The sequence below is a fragment of the Achromobacter sp. AONIH1 genome (assembly GCF_002902905.1).
GTDB lineage: Bacteria > Pseudomonadota > Gammaproteobacteria > Burkholderiales > Burkholderiaceae_B > Achromobacter.
Genome location: NZ_CP026124.1, coordinates 90,986 through 114,752 on the forward strand (window position 1 = coordinate 90,986; position 23,767 = coordinate 114,752).

The following is a 23,767-nucleotide window of genomic DNA, read 5'->3' on the forward strand; positions in this document are numbered from 1 at the left end:
GCAAAAATCGGGCTGACCATAGATTTTCATAGCCGGGCCGTCCCAAGATGAAAACTGCCCCCATCGGGGGCAGTCGGCGCACGCGGCAAGAAAGCCCTCCTCATTCGCCGGGCACGCCCTGGCGGATATTGCGCGAGAACTGCGCCGCGTCGGCCGTGGCGCGCGCGCGGTCGGTATAGCGGCCGGCGTCGCGATAGGCCCGCGCGCTGTCCGCTCCGCGCAGCGCGCCGATGCGGTACAGGTATTCGGGCAGATAGCCGGACAGCAGCAGCCGGTAGTCCATCGGCAGCCCTGGCACGATGCGCCGGGCCAGCTGGTACACGATGGTGATGCAATTGGCGGTCAGCGTGTTGTAGAAGCGCGGTTGACGCGCCAGCCCGTTGGCCGTCTCGACATAGGCCAGGAACAACGCGCGCGCCCCGCCCTCGGGCATGTGCACGCGATACAGGTAACCGTCCTCGCCGCGCACATTGGTGCGTACCCGCAGGCTGTCCTCTTCGGTGGACGCCAGCACCGACAGCTCGTACTGGCGGAAGAAGCCCCCGATCTCGGAGAACGCATCGCCCAGCTTGCGGCGTACCTCGACCGAGAACACCACGTGCCGGCCGTCGCCGAAGCCAAAGGACACCAGCGCATGGGCGATCGCGGGGCGCCCCCAGTACGACAGCGCGACATCCACCGATTCCAGACGCGACAGATCGTAGGTCTCGGTGCGCCAGCGCACGTCGTAGTCGCTGCGCGTGCGCCAGTCGAAATCGCGCACGTCGTGCAGCGTGACCCGGTCGCCGTCGATGTCGCCGCACGTCGTCCGCGCCACTTCGGGCATCCAGCTGCGCGCATTGGACGGCCGCACCCCCAGCCGCCACCAGGCCAGCAGGCCGAGCAGCGCGGCGCCGAACAGCCAGAGCGGCGCGGCATGTTCCAGCGCCAGGCCCAGCAACGCCGCGCCGGCCAGCGCCAGCCAGCACGCCACGGACAGCGCGCGCCACGCACCGCCACGGGGCGACTGGAACCACAGCGCGCCCGCGCCCCACCCCGCCGCCGCCACGATCGTCACACCGGCCAGGATGGCGAGGATCATTGCGCGCCTTGCGACGAGGGCGCCTCTTGCGCGTTGCGCGCCTGGGCTTCCCGGTCCTGGCTGCGCCAGGCCGCGCGCCGCTGCCTGATCAAGCGCAGCGCGGCCTGCGACATCTGCCACCAGCCGAACGGCCGGGGGTCGGCCAGCATGCTGAGCGCGCGCGCGTAGTCCAGCGTCAGGCCCGGCGTCCAGGCCATGGTCAGCGCGCGCTTGCGGATCTGCGAGGCCACCCACAATTCCGGCGTCAGCAGCAACCGCAGCAGCACGCGCCAGCCGGCCTGCGGACCATGCAGCCGGCCGACCACGCCGTCCAGCGCCGCCTCCAGCGCGCGCGATACCGAGCTGGAACAGTTGCGATGCGTCAGGTTGTAGGTGGCATCCTGCCGGTAGACGTCCCAGAACGCCTGCAACTTTGCCGCGTCGTAGTTGCGGATGCGCACCTGCGTGGTGGACGGACACCAGGCCTGCGCTTCCGTGGCGTAGTCGGGCTGGAACACGCCCGGCACGTCGTTCTCGGCCGTGGCGCGCAGCAGCGCGCCGAACTGTTCGGGAGACCGGTCGATCTCCTGCGCCGGGTATAGGCTCACATACACGCCTTCAGGCGATTCCAGCGCCGCGTGCCCCGTGGAGATGACGCCGTTGACGTCAACGGCGGCGATGTAGCGGTTCAGCATCAGGTAGTTGCGCGTCTGCGCCTTGGCCGAGCCGGACGGGGTCCAGACGTGCACGGTCAGGGCACGCTCCGATTCCAGCGGCGGGCCGTCGAACACAGTCTGCGCCGGGCCAGCGGACGCGGTCGGCATGAAGTCCGGCCGTGCGTTGACGACCAGCCCGGGATTGGCCCCCAGCGTGCGGACGCGGCGTGCAAGCACCAGCAGCTTGAAGCCGGAGAAGGCCAGGAACAGGCCCACGCAATACGGCACGGTGCCCACGTAGTGCGTGGGATAGGGCTGAAAGAAGAAGATGGCCAGCAGGATCTCGGCCACGCCCGAGGCGAAGACATAGCGCCAGCGCGCGTAGCGCACCACGTAGGCGGCGATGCACTGCATCAGCCCATCGACCAGGAACAGCAGGCCGAAGATCATAGACAACACGAAATGCCCGTGTTGGTCGCCCGCCAGGACCAGCACGCCGGCCGTCAGCACAAACAGGCCCTTCACATAGCGCAGCACGCGCTGGCCGCCGACGCCGGACTTGGCGATGGCCAGCGTCGCCAGCCCTTCGATCACGATCAGCGCGGCAAAGCCGTCCAGGGGGAAATACAGCACCCCGTCCAGCGCGTCGATGAACACCACCGCGCCGGCAACCAGGAGCAACCAGCCGGCGACGGCCAGCCCGAGCGCGCGCTTGCGCAGGTAATCGACGCCCAGCAGCAATAGAACCAGATTTCCCATGCCCGTGACGCCGCGTCAAAGGCCGCTCTTGCGCGCGGTCAGGATCAGGCGCAGGCCCAGCGCGGCCATGGCGCAGGCGGCGAGCCGGTCCACCCATTTCTTCGCGCGCAGGTAGATGGCCCTCGGCCCCTGGGCCGAGAAGCACAGCGCGACGATGGCATACCAGCCGAACTCGACCAGGAACACCAGCGGCGGCAAGGCGAAATACACCCAGGCCGGCGGCTGCTGCGGCAACAGGGCCGCGAAAATGCTGCCGTACCAGATGGCGGTCTTGGGATTGCTCATCTGAGTGGCAAGGCCCGTCCAGAACGACTTGCGCGCGCTGCCTGAACGCGCGGCCACGGCGCCAGGCAGCGCGAAAGGTTGGCTCGCGCCGCGCCAGATCTTGTACGACATGTAGAGCAGGTACGCGCCGCCGGCGAGCTTCAGGCCCAGGTACAGCCACCCGACGGTTTGCAGCACGGAATAAAGTCCGGCCAGCGCCAGGCTGGCGAACAGGATGCCGCCGATGCCCATGCCCAGCGCCGAGGCCAGACCGTCCAGGCGCGACTGGCCGATGGCGCTGCGCGCGACGATGACGAAGCTCGGGCCCGGCAGCATCGCGCCCAGCCACAGCGCCCCCAGGATGGCCAGAATGAAAGCAGGCGTATTCATCAGGATCTCCCCCCGCGCGGCCGCGCCGCGCGCACGCCTGATTCTTGCACATCCCCGCGGGCGCGATAAAAAAAACCCTGGTTCCAGGAACCAGGGTTTTCCTCCCGCCGGCACAACGGCCCCGCCTCGCGGCGCGGCCGTCATGCGCCTCAGGCGTAGGCTTCGACCGGCAGGCAGGCGCAGACCAGATTGCGGTCGCCATAGGCGTTGTCGACGCGAGCCACGGGCGGCCAGTACTTGCCGTCGCGCAGCGAGGCCACCGGGTAGGCGGCCTGCTGGCGCGGGTAGTCGTGCAGCCACTCTTCGGCCAGCAGCATCTGCGCGGTATGCGGCGCGTTCTTCAGGACGTTGTCCTCGCGGTCGCGCTCGCCGCGCTCGACCTGGGCGATTTCCTCGCGGATCGAGATCATGGCGTCGACGAAGCGGTCCAGCTCGGCCTGGCTTTCCGATTCGGTCGGCTCGACCATCAGCGTACCGGCCACCGGGAAGCTCATGGTGGGCGCGTGGAAGCCGTAGTCCATCAGGCGCTTGGCGATGTCCTCGGCGCTGATGCCGCTGGTTTCCTTGAGCGGACGCACATCCAGGATGCACTCGTGCGCCACGCGGCCGTTGCGACCCGCGTACAGCACCGGATAGTGGTCGCGCAGGCGGGTGGCGACGTAGTTCGCATTCAGGATCGCGACTTCGGTGGCGCGGCGCAGACCGTCGGCGCCCATCAGCGAGATGTACACGAACGGGATCGGCAGGATGCCGGCCGAACCGAAAGGCGCGGCCGAGACCGGGCCGACCTTGGCTTCGCCGGGCAGCTTGCCTTGTTCATTGACCACGCCCGGCAGGTACGGAGCCAGGTGCGCGCGCACCGCCACCGGACCCACGCCCGGGCCGCCGCCGCCGTGCGGGATGCAGAAGGTCTTGTGCAGGTTCAGGTGCGAGACGTCGGAACCGAACTTGCCGGGCTGGGCCACGCCCACCATGGCGTTCATGTTGGCGCCGTCCAGGTAGACCTGGCCGCCGGCCTGGTGCACCAGTTCGCAGATCTCGGTCACGGCTTCCTCGAACACGCCATGCGTGGACGGGTAGGTGATCATCAGCGCGGCCAGCTTGTCGCCGACCTGTTCGATCTTGGCGCGCAGGTCGGGCAGGTCGACGTTGCCGTTGGCGTCGGAGGCCACCACCACCACATCCATGCCGGCCAGCTGGGCCGAGGCGGGGTTGGTGCCGTGCGCCGACGAGGGGATCAGGCAGACGTTGCGCTGATGCTGGCCGTTGGCCTGGTGGTAGCCGCGAATCGCCAGCAGGCCGGCGTACTCGCCCTGCGCGCCGGAGTTCGGCTGCAGGCTGATGTTGTCATAGCCGGTGATTTCGCACAGCGCGGCCGACAGGCGGTCGATCAATTCCTTGTAGCCCTGGCTCTGCGAGGCGGGCGCGAAGGGGTGGATCAGCGCGAACTCGGGCCAGGTGATGGGGATCATCTCGGCCGTGGCGTTCAGCTTCATGGTGCACGAGCCCAGCGGGATCATGGTGCGGTCCAGCGCCAGGTCCTTGTCGGCCAGCTTGCGCAGGTAGCGCAGCATGTCGGTTTCCGACTGCACGCTGGAGAACACCGGATGCTTCAGGATGGCGCTTTCGCGGGCCACGGCGGCGGGAATGCCGCTGGCGGCCGCGGCGTCGAGCGCGTCGATGTCCAGCTCGACATCATCGCGTTCCAGGCCGGAGGCGAACACGTTGACCAGGGCCTGCAGGTCGGCGGCGGTGACGGTCTCGTCCAGCGAGACGGCCAGGCGCGCGCCGTCGACGCGGCGCAGGTTGACGTGGGCGCAGTCGGCCGCGGTCAGGATGGCGGGCGTGGCCGCGCCGGTTTCCAGCAGCAGCGTGTCGAAGAAGCTGTCGTTGGCGACCTTCACGCCCAGCTTGACCAGCTCGGCGCGCAGGATCGCGGTGTAGCGGTTGACGCGGTTGGCGATGCGGCGGATGCCGGCCGGGCCGTGCCACACGGCGTACATGCCGGCCATCACGGCCAGCAGCACCTGCGCGGTGCAGATGTTGGAAGTGGCCTTTTCGCGGCGGATGTGCTGCTCGCGCGTTTGCAGCGCCAGGCGCATGGCCGGGTTGCCCTGCGCGTCCTTGGACACGCCGACCAGGCGGCCGGCCATGTTGCGCTTGTAGGCGTCCTTGCAGGCCATGAAGCCGGCATGCGGGCCGCCGAAACCGAACGGCACGCCGAAACGCTGGGCCGAGCCCACGGCGATGTCGGCGCCCCACTCGCCCGGCGCGGCCAGCACGGCCAGCGCCAGCAGGTCCGTGGCCACGGCCACCACCGCGCCCTGCGCGTGCGCGGCGTCGGCCAGCTTGCGGTAGTCGGCCACCGAGCCGGTGCTGTGCGGGTATTGCAGCAGCACGCCGAAGCATTCCGGCAGGCCTTCGGCCTCGTCGCCCACGGCGATTTCGATGTCCAGGCCCTCGGCGCGGGTGCGCACGACCTCGATGGTCTGCGGGTGCACGTGGCGCGAGATGAAGAACACCGGGCTCTTGGACTTGGCGCTGCGGCGGGCCAGCGTCATGGCTTCGGCGGCGGCCGTGCTCTCGTCCAACAGCGAGGCGTTGGAGATGTCCAGCCCGGTCAGGTCGGCGACCATGGTCTGGTAGTTCAGCAGGGCCTCCAGACGGCCCTGCGAGATCTCGGGCTGGTAAGGCGTGTAGGCCGTGTACCAGGCGGGATTCTCAAGAATGTTGCGCAGCACCACGTTGGGCGTCTGCGTGCCGTAGTAACCCTGGCCGATGTAGCTGCGGTAGACCTTGTTGCGCCCGGCGACCTGCTTGAGCTCGGCCAGCACGTCGGTTTCGCTGCGCGAGGGCGGCAGCGCCAGCGGGGCCTGGCTGCGGATCTTGGGCGGCACGACTTCTTCGATCAGCGCGTCCAGGCTGGGGCTGCCGATCACGGCGAGCATGGCGGCCTGGTCGGCGTCGGAGGGGCCGATATGGCGGGGGATGAAGTCGGTGTGGGTGTCTAGGGCGCGCGACATGGGGAGGATCTCGGGTGCGTGAGCGTCGGGGACGATCGGTATGGCAACGCGCGGGCGGGCGGCGGCAGCGGCCGGCCCGCGCGGGACGGGCTTAGCCGTTGGCGACGGCTTCGTAGCCGGCGGCGTCCAGCAGCTTGTCCGCGTCGGCGGCGTTGTCCGGCTTGATCTTGAAGATCCAGGCGGTGAAGGCCGACTCGTTGATCAGGTTGGGATTGCTTTCCAGCTCATCGTTGAAGGCGACGATCTCGCCGGCCACGGGCGCGTAGATGTCGGAGGCGGCCTTGACCGACTCGACCACGCCGGCGGTTTCGCCGGCGGCCAGCTTGGCGCCGACCTTGACGTCGCCGACGAAGACCAGGTCGCCCAGCTGGTCCTGGGCGGTGTCGGTGATGCCGACGACGAACACGTCGCCTTCGGCTTTGACCCATTCATGGGACTCGGTGTACTTGCGATCGGTGGGCAGGCTCATGGGAACTCCTGGGGCTATTCGGATGGGGGAAAGGGATTGCGCGCCTCGCGCGCGGGCCTGCCGGCCGGCGCGCGCGAAGCTTCGAGTTTACGAGTGTTCGACGGCTTTGCCGTTACGGACAAATGGCAGCTTGCAGACCAGGGCGGGCACCCACTTGCCACGGATGTCCACCTCGACCGTGTCGCCGGGAGCCACGCCCACGGGCAGGCGGGCGAAGCCGATGGACACGCCCAGCGTGGGCGACATGGTGCCGCTGGTCAGCTCGCCCGCGCCCTGCTTGGCGCGCACGGCCATGTGGGCGCGCATCACGCCGCGCTCCTGCAGCTTCAGGCCCAGGAAGGCGGCCGGGGTGGCGAATTGTTCCAGCGCGTCGCGGCCGATGAAGCGGCGCTCGGCGTTCTTCAGCGACACCGTCCAGGTCAGGCCGGCCTGGTCGGGCTGGATCAGCTCGTCCATGTCCTGACCGTAGAGATTCATGCCGGCTTCCAGGCGCAGCGTGTCGCGCGCGCCCAGGCCGCAGGGACGCACGCCTTGCGCCGCCAGGTCGCGCCACAACGCGACGGCCTGCGTGGCGGGCAGCACGATCTCGAAGCCGTCCTCGCCGGTGTAGCCGGTGCGGGCCACCAGCGTGTCGTCGCCCACCTGGGCGGCCACGAAGGGCGTCAGCGGTTCGCTGGCGGCCTGCCAGGCCGGACGCGCGGCCCAGACCTTGGCGCGGGCGTTCGGGCCCTGCACGGCGATCATGGCCAGGTCGCGGCGCGGCGCGATGGCCACGTCGAACTTGCCGGACTGCCGGACGCGCTGCATCCAGGCGATGTCCTTGTCGGCGGTGCCGGCATTGACCACGACGCGCCACTCATCGGCGGCGAAGAAATAGATGATCAGGTCGTCGATCACGCCGCCCTGCGGATTGAGCATGCAGCTGTACAGCGCCTTGCCCGGCACGGTCAGCTTGGCCACGTCGTTGGCGACCAGGCGTTGCAGGAAGGCGAAGGCGTCCGGGCCGGTCACGTCGACGTTGAGCATGTGCGAGACATCGAACATGCCGGCGTCCTGGCGCACGGCGTGGTGCTCTTCCAACTGCGAGCCGTAGGCCAGCGGCATGTCCCAGCCGCCGAAGTCGACCATTCGGGCGCCGGAGGCGATGTGTTCGTCGGCCAGCGGGGTGCGTTTGAGGGTTGCGGACATGCGCGGGAACTCCGGAGCGGCAGCGTTGCCAGGGTTGCGGAAAGCCGCCAGCGGACACGCGTCCACGGCACGGCTGAATCTTCCGCCCCTCTGTCCTTTTGCCTGAGAGTTGCCCCGCGTGGCGGGTGTGCACCTTCGGCGCCTGGGCTGCCCGCTACGTCCCCATTCGGGACGGCCTGAAAGGCGCGGCGCCAGGTCTCTCCAGAGTGCTGTTTTGCCGCGTCGACCGAAAACCGGGACAGGGCAAGCATGGACGGTATGGGTTACCTGAGCGATTCCGGGCGAATTGCGCCTTCGGCGGCGGCCAGCTTGATGGCCGCTCTCTCCCGCAACATGCGTGACAGCGGCGCAAGCATACATCGAAACCCCGGGCGCCGGAAAGCGAGGAAACCCGGCAGTCCGCGCGCCGTTCGGGCGGCCGCGACAGACCGGGAGCAAGCCGCCGCCACTAACCCAGCGCGGTGTCCAGCAGCATCATCAGCACGAAGCCCAGCATCAGCCCGCCGGTGGCATGGACCTCGTGTCCCTTGCGGTGCGATTCGGGAATGATTTCATGGCTGATGACGAAGAGCATGGCCCCGGCGGCAAAGCCCAGTCCCCACGGCAGCAAGGCCGCCGACCAGCCCACCACGGCAGCGCCCAGCACCGCGCCCAGCGGCTCGACCAGGCCCGACAGCATGCCCAGCGCCACAGCGAAGGCGCGCTTGTAACCAGCGGCCATCAGCGCCACCGCCACCACCAGCCCTTCGGGAATGTCCTGGATGGCGATGCCGGTGGCCAGCGCCGTGCCGCGCAGCGGGTCGTTGCCGGCATAGCCCACGCCGATGGCCAGCCCTTCGGGCAGGTTGTGCAGCGTGATGGCGAACACGAACAGCCAGGTGCGGCGCAGGCGATGCGCCTCGATGCCTTCCCTGCCCTTGATGAAATGCTCGTGCGGCAGGCAGCGGTCCATCAGCAGCAGCACCGCCGCGCCCAGCAGGATGGCGGCGCCCACCAGGATGCCGGCGCCCCAGGGGCCATACCCCAGCTCGCCCGCCGCGGCGATGCCGGGCGCCACCAGAGAGAAGGCGCTGGCGGCCAACATCACGCCGGCGCCAAAGCCGTACAGGCTGTCCTGCACTTTCTGCGGCAAGGTCTGGGCGAACAGCACGGGCAGCGTGCCCAGCGCGGTCGCGGCGGCGGCCATCATGCCGCCCAGCAGCGCGTCGGCCACGTGCGGCGCGCGCACGTCCAGGCAGACCCAAAGCTGGTACAGGGCCAGGCAGGACACCAGCACGGCCAGCGTCCAGATGCTGACGCTGGTGGCGGCCGGCCGGATCCGGTGTCGGCTGAATGTGTTCATGGGCGCCTCGCTGGCCTAACCGCGATCAGCCCACGGCGGCGGCGTAGCGGCGCGCCACCTCGGACCAATCGATCACGTTGTAGAACGCGCCGATGTACTCGGGACGGCGGTTCTGGTACTTCAGGTAGTAGGCGTGCTCCCATACGTCCAGGCCCAGGATCGGGGTATTGCCGTGCATCAGCGGGCTGTCCTGGTTGGCGCTGCTCTCGACCACGAGCTTGCCGGCCGGCGTCACCGACAGCCAGGCCCAGCCGCTGCCGAAGCGGGTCAGCGCGGCCTTGGTGAAGGCTTCGCGGAAAGCGTCCAGCCCGCCGAGGTCGGACGCGATGGCCTGCGCCAGCGCGCCGTCGGGCGCGCCGCCGCCGCGCGGCGACATCACGGTCCAGAACAGGCTGTGGTTGGCATGGCCGCCGCCGTTGTTGCGCACCGCCGCGGTGATGGCGGCGGGCAGCTGGTCCAGCCGCGCCACCAGCGACTCGACCGGTTCATCGGTCGACAGGCCGGCGCCTTCTAGGGCGGCGTTCAGGTTGTTGACGTAGGTCTGGTGATGCTTGCCGTGATGGATCTCCATCGTCAGCGCGTCGATGTGCGGCTCCAGCGCGTCATAGGCGTAGGGCAGCGCGGGCAAGGTATGGGCCATCAGATGTCTCCGTCAGATCGTCCCTCGGTGGCGGGAACGAATCACTATCGAAAACACAAATGATATTTATTTTTATTTGATATCACAACGGAATTGTCACAATCCGCGCGATAAGGCCGGCCTATCGCCGCCGGACGCGCGCCCGGCAGCGGCCGTCCGCGGCCTCCCGGCGCCGCCCGATTCCGTCCGCTATAGCGCCTTGCCGCAGGCCACGCCCGAGGCCCAGGCCCACTGGAAGTTGTAGCCGCCCAGCCAGCCGGTCACGTCCACGGCCTCGCCGATGAAGTACAGGCCGGGCACGGTGCGCGCCTGCATGGACTTCTGGTCCAGCCCGCGCGTATCCACGCCGCCGCGCATGACCTCGGCCTTCTTGTAGCCGGCCGTGCCGCTGGGCGTCAGCGTCCATTGATGAATGTCCTGGGCCAACCCGCGCAGCGTCTTGTCCGGCGCATCGGCCAGTCTCAAGGCCGCCAGTCCGGGCTTGCCGCCCTGCTCCGCCAGCGCCAGCCAGGCGTCGGCCAGCCGCTTGGGCCACAGCCCGGCCAGCACCGTGTGCAGCTGCTGCCGGTTGCCGGACTTGGCATCCAGCAGCTCGGCGGCCAGGTCACGGCCCGGCGCCAGGTCCACCACGATGGGCTCGCCCGGCTTCCAATAGCTGGAAATCTGCAAAATCGCCGGCCCCGACAGCCCGCGATGCGTGAACAGCAGGTCTTCGAGGAATTCGCCGCGCGCCTTGCCCTGCCCCGTGGACAGGCTCACTTCCAGCGCCACGCCGGACAGCGCCGACAAAGGCTGCCATTGCGCCGCGTCGAAGGTCAGCGGCACCAGCGCGGGCCGTGGCTCGACGATTTTCAGGCCGAACTGGCGCGCGATCTTCAGGCCGAAATCGGTGGCGCCCAGCTGCGGGATCGCCATGCCGCCGGTGGCCACGACCAGCTTGGCCGCACGGATGAGGCCCTGGCTGGTGCGCAGCTCGAAGCCCTGCTCGCCGTGGGCGATCTCGGCCACCGAACAGCCCATGCGCCAGGCCACCCGGCCTTCGTCGCACTCGGCGCGCAGCAGCCCGATGATGGATTCGCTGGAATCGTCGCAGAACAGCTGGCCGCGATGCTTCTCGTGCCAGGACACGCGATGGCGCTTGAGCAGCGCCAGGAAATCCTGCGGCGTATAGCCCGCCAGCGCCGAACGGCAGAAGTGCGGGTTCTCGGACAGGAAGTTGGCGGGGCCGGCGCCGAGATTGGTGAAATTGCAGCGGCCCCCGCCGGAAATGCGGATTTTCTCGGCCAGGCGCTCGGCGTGGTCCACCAGGACCACGCGCAGGCCCCGCTGGCCAGCCACCGCGGCGCACATCATGCCCGCGGCGCCGGCGCCCAGCACGGCAACGTCAAACAACATCGGAGCTCCGGATCCTTGCGGGATCACTCTTCCTTCAGGCAGTCGACGTAGTAGCGCTTCTCGCCGTCCTCGCCCACTTCGTCGGCCAGGCCGTGGATGTAGGTCTCGAAGCCCGGGAAGCGCTCGTTGAACTCGCGCGCGAACTGCAGGTACTGCACGATGGTGCGGTTGAAGCGCTCGCCCGGGATCAGCAGCGGAATGCCCGGCGGGTACGGCGTCAGCAGCACGCCGGTGACGCGGCCTTCCAGCTTGTCGATGTCGACGCGCTCGACCTCGCGGTGCGCCATGCGGGCGAAGGCGTCGGACGGCTTGAGCGCCGGCACCATGTCGCTCAGGTACATCTCGGTGGTCAGGCGGGCCACGTCGCGTTCGCGGTAGGCCTCGTGGATCTGCTGGCACAGGTCGCGCAGGCCCATGCGCTCGTAGCGGCGATGCACCTTGCAGAAGTCAGGCAGGATGCGCCACAGCGGCTGGTTGCGGTCGTAGTCGTCCTTGAACTGCTGCAGCGCGGTCAGCAGCGTGTTCCAGCGGCCCTTGGTGATGCCGATGGTGAACAGGATGAAGAACGAATACAGGCCGGTCTTCTCGACCACCACCCCGTGCTCGGTCAGGTACTTGGACACCAGCGCGGCCGGGATGCCGGTCTCGCCGAAGCTGCCGGACATGTCCAGGCCCGGGGTGATGATCGTGGCCTTGATCGGGTCCAGCATGTTGAAACCTTCGGCCAGGTCGCCGAAGCCGTGCCAGTGCTCGTTGGACTCCAGGATCCACTCATCGCGGTTGCCGATGCCTTCGGACACCAGGCGGTTCGGGCCCCAGACCTTGAACCACCAGTCGTTCTTGCCGAATTCGGATTCCACCTTGCGCATGGCGCGGCGGAAGTCCATGGCTTCGCGGATGCTTTCCTCGACCAGCGCGGTGCCTCCGGGCGGCTCCATCATGGCGGCGGCCACGTCGCAGGACGCGATGATCGCGTACTGCGGCGACGTGGACGTGTGCATCAGGTACGCCTCGTTGAACACGTTGCGATCCAGCTTGCGGGTCTCGGACTCCTGCACGATGATCTGCGAGGCCTGAGAAATGCCGGCCAGCAGCTTGTGCGTGGAGTGCGTGGCGAACACCATCGCGTCCTTGCTGCGCGGGCGGTCCTGGCCGATCGCGTGCATGTCCTGGTAGAACTCGTGGAACGCCGCGTGCGGCAGCCAGGCTTCGTCGAAGTGCAGCGTGTCGACGTGGCTGCCGAGCTGTTCCTTGATCATTTCGACGTTGTAGATCACGCCGTCGTAGGTGCTTTGCGTCAGCGTCAGGATGCGCGGGTTCTTGTTGACGGCCTCGCGCGCGAAGGGATTGGCCTCGATCTTCTTGCGGATGTTGTCCGGGTGGAATTCTTCCAGCGGGATCGGGCCGATGATGCCCAGGTGATTGCGCGTCGGGCGCAGGAACACCGGGATCGCGCCCGTCATGGTGATGGCGTGCAGGATCGACTTGTGGCAGTTGCGGTCCACCACGACCACGTCGCCGGCGGCGACGTTGGCGTGCCACACCACCTTGTTCGAGGTGGACGTGCCGTTGGTCACGAAGTAGCAGTGGTCGGCGTGGAAGATGCGCGCGGCGTTCAGCTCGGACTCGGCCACCGGGCCGGTGTGGTCCAGCAGCTGACCCAGTTCATCCACGGCGTTGCAGACGTCGGCGCGCAGCATGTTCTCGCCGAAGAACTGGTGGAACATCTGGCCCACGGGGCTCTTCAGGAAGGCCACGCCGCCGGAGTGGCCGGGGCAGTGCCAGGAATACGAGCCGTCCTGCGCGTACTTCACCAGCTCGCGGAAGAACGGCGGCGGCAGGCTGTCCACGTAGCTGCGCGCTTCGCGGATGATGTGGCGCGCCACGAACTCGGGCGTGTCCTCGAACATGTGGATGAAGCCGTGCAGCTCGCGCAGGATGTCGTTCGGGATGTGCTCGGACGTGCGCGTCTCGCCGTACAGGTAGATCGGGATGTCGGCGTTGCGAAAGCGCAGCTCGCCGATGAAGGCGCGCAGGTTCTTGATCGCGCTGGCCACGTCCTCGGGCGAGTCCACGTCGAACTCTTCATCGTCGATCGACAGGATGAAGGCGCTGGCGCGGCTCTGCTGCTGCGCGAAGGAACTCAGGTCGCCATAGCTGGTCACCCCGATCACCTCGACGCCCTCGGCCTCGATCGCGGCGGACAGGGCACGGATACCAAGACCGGACGCGTTCTCGGAACGGTAGTCCTCGTCGATGATGAAAATGGGGAAGCGGAATTTCATGCAGGCGCTCCTGGGGCAAGGCAAACGGACGCGTATAAGGGACGCGAGTGTACTGCGGTAAATAAACCGCCTGGGGATAGGCGGCGCGTAAGCCCGCCGGGGTGCGGGAATGGCCGAATTGTAGGGCGCTTTTTCTTTCAGTCCCAAGGCAATCCGCCCCGGGGCGCTCGCAGCGGCCCGCGGGTGTTGCGCATATGCCCCGCCGGGCGCGCCAGCGGCGTCGCGGCAGGCCGCCGCGACGGCGGGAAAACGGGGATCTAGCGCAGGGTCAGGGGCTCGCCGGCATGCAGGGCCGCGATGAAACGTTCGAAGTAAGGCGGGATAGCCTCGGCCTGCCCGTAACGGATGCGTCGCTCGACCTTGGCGATGGCGGCCAGGCAGACCTGGGCGCCGGACTCGCCGCAGACCAGCACCACCGGGTCCTCGTCGTCGCAGACTTCGTACAACCCGCCGTGCTCGCGCCGCGCCACCTCGTACAGGTAGGCGGCCGCGCCCACGGTCTGCATCGGCGTCAGGGCCAGCGCGCCGACGTGGGCGGCCTCGAGCGCGGCATCCAGCGCATGGATGCTGCCCGGCGTGTAGTCCAGCCCGGCGCCGTCCGGGCCGGCGGCCTGTACGAAGTCCTGGGCGGCGGCGGCCACCCGCGCCACGAACTCCGCCTGGACTTCGTCGCGCCTGGCTTCATGGTTTGTCTTGAGGAAACCGAACATCGAGGGCTCCTTGGAGAAAACCGCTAGCGGCGTTGAAAACCATTATAGGCAAGCGTCCCCCTATACTGGATTGCCGCGCCGCAAGGCGTGCCCATTTCCCAACACCCCGCCATGCCCGATCCGCTGATACGACGATTGACGCCCACCGACGCCGCACCCTTGCGCCAGTTGCGCCTGGACGCCTTGCGCGAAACGCCTGAAGCGTTCGGATCGAGTTACGAAGAGGAACATACGCTCACGCTGGACGACATCCGCGCCTGGGTCGCCACCGACATCGAGAACGCCATGTTCGGCGTGTTCATCGACGGCGCGCTGGCCGGCATGACCGGCGTCGGCCGGCAGCACAGATTGAAGATGCGCCACAAGGCGCAGATCTGGAGCGTGTACGTGGCGCCGGCCGCGCGCGGGCGCGGACTGGCGCGCCGGCTGATGCTGGCCGCCATCGACCACGCCGGCGGCATGCGCGGCGTGCGCCAGCTGCAGCTGAGCGTCACGGCCGGCAATCTTGCCGCGCGCGCGCTGTACGAGAGCCTGGGCTTCGCGGAGTACGGCGTCGAGCCGGAAGGGCTGTGCGTGAACGGCGTGATGCACGACGAAAGACTGATGACGCTGCGCCTGGCCGGCGACTGAGCGCCCTGCGGCGGCACACGCCGCTGGCGGCCTGCCGCAACTTCCCGCCCCTTGGAGCCGACGCTGCGTGGCGCCGTTTCAGCCCGAGTTGGCGCGCCGGCGCGCGCCGTAGGAACACACCTGGTTGCGGCCACCGTCCTTGGCCTTGTAAAGCGCCTGGTCGGCCGCCTTGATGACCGCCTCGGGCGCGCGCAACGCGTCGCCGCGCTCGGCCACGCCGATGCTGACCGTCACGCGCAACGGCCGCGTGTTGCGTCCGCCGCGGGCGCCACGGCGGCGCAAGCCCGCCTGGTCCGTCCGAGGACGGGCCGGCTTGTCGCGCAGGCGCATCTGGTAGGCCTCGATGGCGCGCCGCACGGCTTCCAGGTGCGGCATGCTTTCCGCCGCGGTCTTGCCGGGAAACACCAGCGTGAACTCCTCGCCGCCATAGCGGTAGGCATGGCCGCCGCCGGACACGCGGCGCAGTTGCGCCGCGACCATGCGCAGCACCTGGTCGCCCACGTCGTGGCCATGGGTATCGTTGAAGGCCTTGAAATGATCCACGTCCGCCATCGCCAGCGTATAGACCCGGCCCATGCGTTGCAGCTTTTCGTTGAGCGCGCGCCGGCCCGGCAGCCCGGTCAGCTCATCGCGGAACGCCATGTGGAACCCTTCATGGGCCAGCGAAATGGATAGCGAGGTCAGCGCGGCGGCCGACATCAGCGCCAGCTCGATCGGATGCTGTGCGCCGCGCGGCAGGGCCCAGGCCATGCAGACGAAGCCCAGCCACTGGCCGGCCTGCTGCGGACGGCCATAGCGCAACAGCAGCAGGGTCAGCGTCAGGCCGGTCGCCAGCAGCGCGGCCAGCGCCTCGACCGGAACGCCCAGGCGCGCCAGCGCGCCTTGCACGGCCAGCGTGCTGAAGAAGTCCGCCGTGCCTTCCTTGCCCGCCAGCGCGATGGCGGCCGCGCCCGAGGCCATCAGGCCCAGCCGCGCGGCCAGGTCCAGCAGCACGCTGGAGCGCTCGGCCCACAAGGCATTGATGGTGTAGGCCAGCGCCCACCAGGCCAGCGCCGGCCCCAGCGCCCACGGCGCCTGCTCCGCCAGAGCCGGCCAGGCCGCCGCGGCGACCAGCACGCTGAGCATCAGCGCCATGGTCTGCGAACGCTGGTACATCAGGCAGATGGCGATGCCGATCAGCGCCATCACCCAGGGCACGTAGGGGACGATCAGCGCCAGGGCGGGCGGCCAGTCCTGCCAAAGCAGCAGCCCCGCCGCCGCCGCCACCGGCAGCGCAGGATAGAACAACAGGGGCAGCCAGGGGATATGGGGGTAACGCACGATAGGGCCTTGCTCACGCTTGCTGAAATGACGTCGCCATATCGGCAAACACATATTTCACTTTACGGTCATCCCCAGAGGTTCTTTAGCGCCGCGCGACCGGCGACCGCCGTGCTATGTTGGCTGTCCCTGCCCGCGCCACCGCCCCCATGAGACTCCTGATCAATATCGACGTGCCCGACCTGGAGCGCGCCATCGGCTTCTACGAACAGGCTTTCGGGCTGACCCTTACGCGCCGCCTGGGGCCGGCGGTGGCGGAAATGTCCGGCGCCCAGGCTCCCATCTATCTGCTGGAGAAGGCCGCCGGCACGCCGGCGGCGGGCGCGGCGCGCCAGCCGCGGGATTACGCCCGGCACTGGACGCCGGTGCACCTGGACGTGGTGGTGGACGACGTGGACGCGGCCGTGACGCGGGCCGTCGCGGCCGGCGCCCGGCTCGAAGACCCGGCCGCCACGCATGCCTGGGGCCGCATCGCCCACCTGAGCGACCCGTTCGGCCATGGCATCTGCCTGCTGCAGTTCCTGGGCCGGGGCTACGACGAACTGGCCGAACCGGCGCTGCGCTACCCGGCCGTGTCCGAAGCCGATTTCGAGGACCTGCTGGCGCTGCGCATCGCCGCCATGCGCGAAAGCCTGGAGCGGCTGGGCCGTTTCGACCCCGAGCGCGCGCGCAGCCGGCTGTGCGCCACTTTCCGCCCGGAATACACCTGGGCAATCGAGCTGGAAGGAAAACGCGTCGGCTTCTACGCGCTGCGCCCGGACGGCGACGGCCTGCGCCTGGACCACCTGTACCTGCACCCGTCGTCCCAGGCCCGGGGCCTGGGCGGCCGCACGCTCAGGCGCCTGCTGGCGCAGGCCGACGCACAGGGCCTGCCGCTGCGCGTCGGCGCCCTGCGCGGCAGCGACTCGAACCGCTTCTACCAGCGCCACGGCTTCGTCCAGATCGAAGAAAGCGAATGGGACATCGAATACCTGCGCCCCGCGCAGGCGAAAACCGGGGGCTAACGCCTCCAAGCCGTGCGACGGCGGCTTTGCCGCCACGCAATGCCGCCCCGCCCTCCGCCACGGACAGAGCAAAGTAGGGCGAGAGGAAGATCCAACGAAGATCAACGCCACAACCCAACAAGACCGCCCCAATCGGGGCCGCGCGGATCCGGCTCCGCCGGTCCGCAGCCGGCGCCCCCCTGGGGGGGAAGCGCGCAGCGCTTCGGGGGGGACCTCTACGTCCTAGGCAGCGTCACGCCGCGCTGGCCCTGATACTTGCCGCCGCGATCGCGGTAAGAGGTCTCGCAGACCTCGTCGCTTTCCAGGAACAGCATCTGCGCGCAGCCTTCGCCGGCGTAGATCTTGGCCGGCAGCGGCGTGGTGTTCGAGAATTCCAGCGTGACGTGGCCTTCCCATTCCGGCTCCAGCGGCGTCACGTTGACGATGATGCCGCAGCGCGCGTAGGTGCTCTTGCCCAGGCAGATGGTCAGCACGCTGCGCGGAATGCGGAAATACTCGACGGTGCGCGCCAGCGCGAAGGAATTGGGCGGAATGATGCAGACATCGCCCTTGAAGTCCACGAACGAGCCTTCGTCGAAGTTCTTGGGATCGACGATGGTGGAGTTGATGTTCGTGAATATCTTGAATTCGTCGGCGCAGCGCACGTCGTAGCCGTAGCTGCTGGTGCCGTAGCTGACAATCCGCCCGCCATTGGCCGTGCGGACCTGACCCGCTTCAAAGGGTTCGATCATGCCGGCCTCGGCCTGGCGGCGGATCCAGCGGTCGCTTTTGATGCTCATGATGGCAGTGGTGCTCGGGGGAATGGACAGCCCTGATTTTATCCCGAGCGGCAGAACTGCCCCCCTTACAAAGTTGCCCCCTCATCCAGGCCGCACGGATCCGGCTCCGCCGGTCCGTCGCGGCGCCCCCCTGGGGGGGAAGCGCGCCAGCGCTTCGGGGGGGACCTGCCCCTTTCTAGTCCCCGAAAAACGTGCGGTAGACCAGGGCGATGCCGTTGACCGCGCCGCCCTTCAGGTCCACCGACCAGCGGCGGCTCAGCCGGTAACTGGCGCGTCCCACGGTGTCGGCGCCGGCCAGGGCCTGCTCCACGCTCAGCGTGATGCCGTTGGCGAAGGTCTTGCTGGCCACCAGGAACTGGGTCGCCAGGCGGCTGTCGCTGTCGCGGTTGACGTCGCCGGCCACGGTGCGGTCCGGCAGCAGGCTGCCGGAGCTGCCGATATTGCCGCTGCGGATGCTGACATCATCCAGCCCGAACTGCTTGTAGAACGGCGGCCCGCCGCCGCCCAGCAGCGCCGTGCCCACCGACAGCAGCAGCGCGGCATCGCCTCCGCTGCCGTCCGGCCCGCGCCCCAGCAGCAGCCAGGACAGTTTTTCCACCTCGCTCACGTCGGGATACGACACCAGGTCGATGCGCGGGCGCTGCGCCGTGCCGGCCACCTTGACGCCGGCCTCGACCTGCTCGCCGGTGCGCAGGGCCTCGATATCCAGCACAGGATTGTCCAGCCGCCCCTGGAACGTCAGCGTGCCGCGACGCAGCCGTAGCTTCTGGCCGTAGGCCTCGATGCCGCCGCCGCGCGTGCGCAGCGCGCCCACGCCGGTCAGCCGGCCGTCGCTCAGCAGGATCTGGATCGAGCCCAGCAGGCCCGCGTCCAGGCCCATGCCTGTGATGTAGAAGCGCGGCCCCATGTCGAACTTGAGGTTCATGCTGGTCTGCAGCGGCGTGGATGCCGCGCCGGGATCGTCGCCCGGCCGGCGCACCTTCACATCGTCGTCCAGCGTGGGCACGCCCTGAAGAATCTCCAGGCTGAACCAGCCGGCGTCCGCCTTGAGGTCGCCCACGATGTCGATGCGCGGCAGGGCGACGTTCAGATCGACCGTGCCGGACACCATGGCATAGCGGTCCGAGCGCTGCAGCGCCGGGAAACGGTACAGCGTCAGGCGCAGCTGGCCGCCGCCGTCCGTCAGGCTCCAGCGCCCGCTGGCCTCGGCATAGCCGTCCTTGGCCTCGGGGTTGGTGGTGATCCATTCCTTGGTGCGCCATTCCGCAGGCATCACGCGCAGCGAGGCCGGGAAGCGCAGGCTGTCCAGCACCAGGCTGTCGCCGTCCAGGCGCGCCGCCAGCTTGCCCTCGACCAGGCGCACGCCGTCGTCGATGCGCACCACGCGCAGCCGGTCGCCGCGGATCGCGCCACTGCCCGTCCACTTGCCCGTCAGCGTGCCCTGGGCCTCCACGTTGGCCTTGACCGTGCCGCCGACTTCCATCGCGTCGCCCACGAACAGGCCGACCCATGCCAGGTCGGCGATGTCGGCATCCAGCTTGGCGCGGATCGGCTGGCGCGCATCCAGCGCCATGCCGCCCTGCGCGTCCACGGCGAGCACCGCCGAAGCCGTGCCGTTGACCACGCCCATCTTCTCGGTGGCCAGGGCCAATCTGGCATCCAGGCGGCTGGCGCCGGCCGAGGACGGCGTCGCGGTCAGGTCCAGCGCCAGCGCCGTCAGTCCCAGCGGCACGGGCGGATCGCCCGGGATCAGCAGGTCGCCGTCGCGGCGGGCGATGCGGGCCGAGCCGGCCAGGCGGCCATCGAACTTCAGGTCCCAGGACACATCGAGCGCGATGCGGCGCTTGGCTTCGGCCACCATGGCGTTGACCCGCTTGGGGCCCTTGTCCAGCCGGGCGGCGGCCTCGGGGTCGATGGCGGCGATCACCTGCCGCGTCATGGCCGCCGTGATCACCAGGTTGTCCGCCTGGCCGGCGGTTTCCCAGCGCGCGCCGCCGCCGCGCGAACCCTTGTGGGCCAGCGCCAGGCGTTCCTTGCCCGGCAGCGTCAGGCCGAGCGTGGTGGCGCCGACCTGCCACTGCCATTGCGGCGCGACCGCCCCGGGCAGGTAGGCCACGGACAGCGGCCGCTCGGCGGCGACCGCGAAGCCGGCCGACTCCGCATTGAGCCGCGAAAACGTGCCGCGCCAGCCCGTCAGGGCGGCATCGGCATCGCCCGCCGGGCCACGGCCCCAGCCGCCGGTGAACGCGATGTCGGCCTGGGCCGGCGCTTCGCCCAACACGCCCGCGCGGACCTTGGCCGGCATGTAGCGGGCGCTGAACTCGCCGCGATGAGCGGCCGCCGTGCCATTGAGCTTGCCCTTCAATTCCGCCCCGCCCGGCAGTCCCGGCCAGAAAGCGTCCAGCTGCGGCGCCTGCGCGTCCAGCGTCAGCGCCCCGTCGGCCGCGCCCACGTCGCCCTGGGCGCGGATGCGGTTGCGACCCAGCGTCAGGTCCACGTCCAGCCCCTGGATGCGCAGGCCGGCCAGCGGATCGTCGGCCGCGCCGGCCCCGGACGTTGCCGTCCCGGCGGTCGCGGTCGTCGACGCGCCGCCCGCGACGGCGGCGGGCGTGGTGGCCGCCGGCAACTCGACGCGGGCCTTGAGCGCGCCCGCCAGCGGCTGCTTGTTCCAGCGCGAGCCTTCCTGGATGCGCAGGTCCACGGCCGCCAGCCGCAACTGGCTCAGGTTCTCCAGCTCGGCGCCCAGATCCGCGCTCAGGCTCAGCACGGCCTGCGGAATGTCCTTGCCCAGCCACGGTCCCAGGTCCAGCCGCTCGGCGCCCACCCTGCCCTCGATGCGGTCGCGCCCCTGGCCATCCGCCGCGGCCTTGAGGTCGAACTGCGCCGTCAGCGTGGACGCGTCCGGCAGGCGCGCCTGGGCGCTGGCGCTGCGCAGCACCAGGGGCGTGCGCGGCGCCAGATCGGCCAGCACGTTCAACGCCAGCCCGGAGCCGGTGCCTTCCAGCTTGGCCTGCAGGCCGTCGAGCGACCCCGCCGCGTCGGCGCTCAGCAGCACACGGCAGGCCGGTTCCGGGGGGCCGACGAAAGCGGTGGCCGGCGCGTCGGCGGGCGCGGATGCAGGCGTCGCGCCCGTTGCCTTGCCGGCCTTTTGCGCCTGGGCGGGCTTGCCCGCCTTGCCGGATGCCTTGCCGGCCTTGTCGGTCTTGTCCGCGCCCTCCGGCCGCGCGCCGCCCGTCTGGGCGTTCGCGCCATTGCCAACGATGGCGCGCAGGCGCTCGGCCTGGCACAGCGGGGAATCTGGGCCGGCGCCCCGCGCCGCCACGTCCAGTCGCAGGCTGAACGGCCACGGGTCCGCCAGCGCGCGCAACTCGGCCTCGCCGCTCAGCTCGGCCTGTCCGATCTCATGGCCGACGCGCAGGCTGGCGATGCGCAGCCGCGCGCTGTCCTGCCCGACCGCGAAGGTGGCGGCCAGGCCGCTGAGCGACACGGGCAGGGCCTCGCCGTTCTGCAGCAGATGGAATTCGCCCAACGTGAGCTGGTCCAGCGCGATATCCACCGGCAGCGACGGCAGGCTGAAGGGCGCCTCGTCCTGCGCGGGCGGCGTCTCTTCGGCAGCCGCCGGCGCCAGCGTCACCGTCACGGCCGCGGCCGACAGCTCGCGCACGTGCAGCCGCCGCTGGCCCAGCGCGCGCCAGTCCACTTTCAGGCCGAGGTCCGCGATTTCGACGCGCGTGCCGCCCGTCTCGAGCTCCAGCCGTCCCACGTTCAGGCCGCGCAGCACCGAGCCGCGCACGTCCAACGCCTGGCCGTCCAGCTGCTGCGCCGCCGTGGTCAGCAGCAGGCGCGTGCCGCTCTGCGTGCCGGCCAGCCAGAACAGGAAACCGCAGGCCAGCACCGCCAGCATCGCCAGCCCGGGCAGCCACCACACCAGAAGATGGCGCAGGATCGCGCGCAACGTCCTCAAAACGCGATCCCCAGGGAGAAATGCAGTCGCAGGCTGCGGTCGCGCTGGCCATAGGCCACGTCCAGGAACAAGGGCCCGGCCGGCGTGCGCACGCGCGCGCCCACGCCGTAGCCGACCGCCAGCGACATGTCGCCGAAGGATTTGGCCGCGTCGCCGGCATCGACGAACACACCCATGCCCCAGCGCTCGTTGAAATAGTGGTCGTATTCCACGCTGCCCACCACCATCGCCGGCGCGCCCACGATCGCGCTGTTGCGCTTCAGGCCGATGCTCTGGTACTTGTAGCCGCGAATGGAACGGGCGCCGCCGGTGCGGAAGCCGAAGTCGTCAGGCACCTGGACCTTGCCATTGGCCCAGATGCGGCCCACCTCGCCGCGGACAGTCAGCACGTCGCGCCTGCCGATGGGCCACCATTTCTGCCCGCGCAGCCGGGCGCGCGTGTAGGGTTCGCCGGTGTTCAGCACCACGCCCAGGCCGCCGCCCACCGCAATCAGGTTGCCTTCGCGCGGGTCGTACTTGCTGTCCACGTCACGGCGCAGCCATTCAGCGGTGGCCGTGGCGGACGGCAGCGTGTATTCGTCGCCGTCCTCGATCCTGACGTGATCCTGCGCCAGCAGCAGGCCCCAGCGGGTTTCGTATTCGACGCGGCTGTCGCCGGCGCCCTTGCGCTCCTGCAGGCGCGTGGCGCCGAGCGCGTAGCGGGTCACTTCCAGCCCCTGGATGTCGGAGCGGTCGGCCAGCACGCCGAAGGAATCCTTGTAGCCGCGCTCGGTCGGCGGCAACAGGAAGTCGGCGTAGGCGCGCTGGCGCAGCCGGTCCACGCTGAAACCGGTTTCCAGCGTCAAGGGCTGGCCGAATACCACGTTCTGCCGATAGATCGATTCCAGCCGGGCGCCGGCCTCATCGTCCACGCCCATGGACACCGACAGGCGCTTGGGCGGCGCCTCCACCACCCGCACCTGCACGGGCAGCGTGACCTCGCCATCGGAATCGTAGGCCGCCGCGGGCGGCGGCTGGCCGCCGGAAACGGACGGGTCGCCCGCCGGCGCCGAGGCCAGGGCGTCGGCCGCCCCCGGCGCGCGGGCGCGGTCGGAGATCGGTTCGGGCGCGGCCTGTCCGCCGGGCTGCTGCAGCGACACGAAGGCGCCACGGAAAAACGCGGTGGACTGCAAGTCCTGCTGCCATTGGTCCAGCCGGCTCTGCTCGTAGGACGATCCCACCGAGTAGCGCACATAGCGCTGGACCAGTTTTTCCGGCACGCGCTCCAGGCCCTCGGTCTTGAGCTCGCCCATGTTCACCTGCGGACCGCTGTCGATGGTCACGGACAGCGCGGCGCTGGCCTGCTCGGCCTGGATCTCCGCCGCCGAGGACGTCATGCGCGCCAGCAGGAAATCACGCTCGGACACCTCGTCCAGCAGGGCCGCCTTGGCCTTGTTCCAGTCGCTGTTGATGAAGGGCTGGCCGACCTTGAGCCGCCAGTCCTCGCGCAGCTTCTGCACGCGCTGCGCGTACTCGGGCCGCGTGATCCGGCCGGTGAAGCCCAGATCCACGGAGGACACCGTCGTGCGCTTGCCCGACACGATGCCGATGTCCCAGGTCTCGCCGCCGATGTCGGTGCCGGCTTCCAGGGTGACGGTGGGGGAAAAATAGCCCTGCGTGGCGAGCGCGGCCAGCGTGGCGTCGCGCGCGCGACGCCGCAGCCGGCTGATCTCGCCGCCGTCCTGGTCTTCGGCCAGGCGGGCGATCGCGTCCACGGCCTCGGTGATGGCCTGCAGCGCCGCCGGCGTCACGCCGCCGGGGTCGACCACGATTTCGGGACGCTTGGCCGCCGCTTCGCCCGCCATTGCGCAGAGTCCGGCCAGAAGGGCCCGGGCTGCCCAGCGCATGCG

Annotated in this window: 17 protein-coding genes and 2 riboswitches; of the genes, 2 read left to right on the forward strand and 15 right to left on the reverse strand. The window is 69.6% G+C overall.

Going from position 1 to position 23,767, the window contains the following annotated elements; genetic code table 11:
• Window positions 1-100: 100 nt before the first annotated feature.
• The 11 genes from C2U31_RS00375 to C2U31_RS00425 form a co-directional block, all read right to left on the reverse strand.
• Window positions 101-1,081 carry a DUF4105 domain-containing protein gene (locus C2U31_RS00375; protein WP_103271116.1) on the reverse strand — a complete coding sequence of 327 codons (981 nt, stop codon included), beginning with the start codon at window positions 1,079-1,081 and terminating at the stop codon, window positions 101-103.
• Entirely contained in the window at window positions 1,078-2,475 is a 1,398-nt protein-coding gene (locus C2U31_RS00380) for an HdeD family acid-resistance protein (RefSeq protein WP_103271117.1), read from the reverse strand. Before C2U31_RS00380 ends, C2U31_RS00375 begins: the two co-directional genes overlap by 4 nt.
• Before the next feature lie 15 nt (window positions 2,476-2,490).
• On the reverse strand, window positions 2,491-3,129 hold the full coding sequence (locus tag C2U31_RS00385; RefSeq protein WP_103271118.1) for a LysE family translocator: 639 nt from the start codon (window positions 3,127-3,129) through the stop codon (window positions 2,491-2,493).
• A gap of 149 nt (window positions 3,130-3,278) precedes the next feature.
• Window positions 3,279-6,152, reverse strand: a complete 2,874-nt coding sequence (gene gcvP / locus C2U31_RS00390) for an aminomethyl-transferring glycine dehydrogenase (protein WP_103271119.1) — start codon at window positions 6,150-6,152, stop codon at window positions 3,279-3,281.
• A 91-nt stretch (window positions 6,153-6,243) separates the two neighbouring features.
• Complete coding sequence (gene gcvH / locus C2U31_RS00395; RefSeq protein ID WP_103271120.1) at window positions 6,244-6,621, reverse strand: glycine cleavage system protein GcvH; 378 nt, start codon at window positions 6,619-6,621, stop codon at window positions 6,244-6,246.
• Between the two features lie 87 nt (window positions 6,622-6,708).
• Window positions 6,709-7,809 (reverse strand): glycine cleavage system aminomethyltransferase GcvT, encoded by a 1,101-nt coding sequence (gene gcvT / locus C2U31_RS00400; protein WP_103271121.1) that lies wholly within the window; start codon window positions 7,807-7,809, stop codon window positions 6,709-6,711.
• Window positions 7,810-7,889: 80 nt separating this feature from the next.
• Window positions 7,890-8,024, reverse strand: a riboswitch (glycine riboswitch).
• Window positions 8,025-8,053: 29 nt separating this feature from the next.
• Window positions 8,054-8,148, reverse strand: a riboswitch (glycine riboswitch).
• Between the two features lie 109 nt (window positions 8,149-8,257).
• Window positions 8,258-9,151, reverse strand: coding sequence for a ZIP family metal transporter (locus tag C2U31_RS00405; RefSeq protein WP_103271122.1), 894 nt, complete (start codon window positions 9,149-9,151; stop codon window positions 8,258-8,260).
• Between the two features lie 25 nt (window positions 9,152-9,176).
• Window positions 9,177-9,791 (reverse strand): superoxide dismutase, encoded by a 615-nt coding sequence (locus tag C2U31_RS00410; RefSeq protein ID WP_103271123.1) that lies wholly within the window; start codon window positions 9,789-9,791, stop codon window positions 9,177-9,179.
• 189 nt (window positions 9,792-9,980) lie between these two features.
• Window positions 9,981-11,186, reverse strand: a complete 1,206-nt coding sequence (locus tag C2U31_RS00415; protein ID WP_103271124.1) for an NAD(P)/FAD-dependent oxidoreductase — start codon at window positions 11,184-11,186, stop codon at window positions 9,981-9,983.
• A 23-nt stretch (window positions 11,187-11,209) separates the two neighbouring features.
• The gene (locus C2U31_RS00420; RefSeq protein WP_103271125.1) at window positions 11,210-13,471 is read right to left on the reverse strand and encodes an arginine/lysine/ornithine decarboxylase; all 2,262 of its coding nucleotides are present in this window, start codon (window positions 13,469-13,471) and stop codon (window positions 11,210-11,212) included.
• A 257-nt stretch (window positions 13,472-13,728) separates the two neighbouring features.
• Window positions 13,729-14,181: a hypothetical protein gene (locus tag C2U31_RS00425; protein WP_103271126.1), complete on the reverse strand. Its 453-nt coding sequence runs from the start codon at window positions 14,179-14,181 to the stop codon at window positions 13,729-13,731.
• An 87-nt stretch (window positions 14,182-14,268) separates the two neighbouring features.
• On the opposite strand from C2U31_RS00425, the gene C2U31_RS00430 reads away from it, so the two are divergent.
• Window positions 14,269-14,811 (forward strand): N-acetyltransferase family protein, encoded by a 543-nt coding sequence (locus C2U31_RS00430; RefSeq protein WP_369869724.1) that lies wholly within the window; start codon window positions 14,269-14,271, stop codon window positions 14,809-14,811.
• Between the two features lie 78 nt (window positions 14,812-14,889).
• Here the strand turns inward: C2U31_RS00430 and C2U31_RS00435 are convergent, their stop codons facing one another.
• Entirely contained in the window at window positions 14,890-16,131 is a 1,242-nt protein-coding gene (locus tag C2U31_RS00435) for a diguanylate cyclase (RefSeq protein WP_103271128.1), read from the reverse strand.
• A 149-nt stretch (window positions 16,132-16,280) separates the two neighbouring features.
• On the opposite strand from C2U31_RS00435, the gene C2U31_RS00440 reads away from it, so the two are divergent.
• Window positions 16,281-17,135, forward strand: a complete 855-nt coding sequence (locus C2U31_RS00440; RefSeq protein ID WP_103271129.1) for a GNAT family N-acetyltransferase — start codon at window positions 16,281-16,283, stop codon at window positions 17,133-17,135.
• A gap of 215 nt (window positions 17,136-17,350) precedes the next feature.
• On the opposite strand, the gene dcd is transcribed toward C2U31_RS00440, so the two are convergent.
• The 3 genes from dcd to C2U31_RS00455 all read right to left on the reverse strand — a co-directional run bounded on the left by dcd (window position 17,351) and on the right by C2U31_RS00455 (window position 23,764).
• Window positions 17,351-17,914 carry a dCTP deaminase gene (dcd, locus tag C2U31_RS00445; protein WP_103271130.1) on the reverse strand — a complete coding sequence of 188 codons (564 nt, stop codon included), beginning with the start codon at window positions 17,912-17,914 and terminating at the stop codon, window positions 17,351-17,353.
• Window positions 17,915-18,089: 175 nt separating this feature from the next.
• On the reverse strand, window positions 18,090-21,878 hold the full coding sequence (locus tag C2U31_RS00450; protein WP_369869725.1) for a translocation/assembly module TamB domain-containing protein: 3,789 nt from the start codon (window positions 21,876-21,878) through the stop codon (window positions 18,090-18,092).
• Window positions 21,875-23,764 (reverse strand): autotransporter assembly complex family protein, encoded by a 1,890-nt coding sequence (locus C2U31_RS00455; protein WP_103271131.1) that lies wholly within the window; start codon window positions 23,762-23,764, stop codon window positions 21,875-21,877. Before C2U31_RS00455 ends, C2U31_RS00450 begins: the two co-directional genes overlap by 4 nt.
• Window positions 23,765-23,767: the final 3 nt, after the last annotated feature.

Coding starts and splice junctions, on each gene's coding strand:
- C2U31_RS00385 (WP_103271118.1), bottom strand. CDS start 3,129: ATGAATACGCCTGCTTTCATTCTGGCCATCCTGGGGGCGCTGTGGCTG.
- C2U31_RS00410 (WP_103271123.1), bottom strand. CDS start 9,791: ATGGCCCATACCTTGCCCGCGCTGCCCTACGCCTATGACGCGCTGGAG.
- C2U31_RS00425 (WP_103271126.1), bottom strand. CDS start 14,181: ATGTTCGGTTTCCTCAAGACAAACCATGAAGCCAGGCGCGACGAAGTC.
- C2U31_RS00440 (WP_103271129.1), top strand. CDS start 16,281: ATGAGACTCCTGATCAATATCGACGTGCCCGACCTGGAGCGCGCCATC.
- gcvP (WP_103271119.1), bottom strand. CDS start 6,152: ATGTCGCGCGCCCTAGACACCCACACCGACTTCATCCCCCGCCATATC.
- gcvH (WP_103271120.1), bottom strand. CDS start 6,621: ATGAGCCTGCCCACCGATCGCAAGTACACCGAGTCCCATGAATGGGTC.
- gcvT (WP_103271121.1), bottom strand. CDS start 7,809: ATGTCCGCAACCCTCAAACGCACCCCGCTGGCCGACGAACACATCGCC.
- C2U31_RS00375 (WP_103271116.1), bottom strand. CDS start 1,081: ATGATCCTCGCCATCCTGGCCGGTGTGACGATCGTGGCGGCGGCGGGG.
- C2U31_RS00405 (WP_103271122.1), bottom strand. CDS start 9,151: ATGAACACATTCAGCCGACACCGGATCCGGCCGGCCGCCACCAGCGTC.
- C2U31_RS00420 (WP_103271125.1), bottom strand. CDS start 13,471: ATGAAATTCCGCTTCCCCATTTTCATCATCGACGAGGACTACCGTTCC.
- C2U31_RS00380 (WP_103271117.1), bottom strand. CDS start 2,475: ATGGGAAATCTGGTTCTATTGCTGCTGGGCGTCGATTACCTGCGCAAG.
- C2U31_RS00455 (WP_103271131.1), bottom strand. CDS start 23,764: ATGCGCTGGGCAGCCCGGGCCCTTCTGGCCGGACTCTGCGCAATGGCG.
- dcd (WP_103271130.1), bottom strand. CDS start 17,914: ATGAGCATCAAAAGCGACCGCTGGATCCGCCGCCAGGCCGAGGCCGGC.
- C2U31_RS00415 (WP_103271124.1), bottom strand. CDS start 11,186: ATGTTGTTTGACGTTGCCGTGCTGGGCGCCGGCGCCGCGGGCATGATG.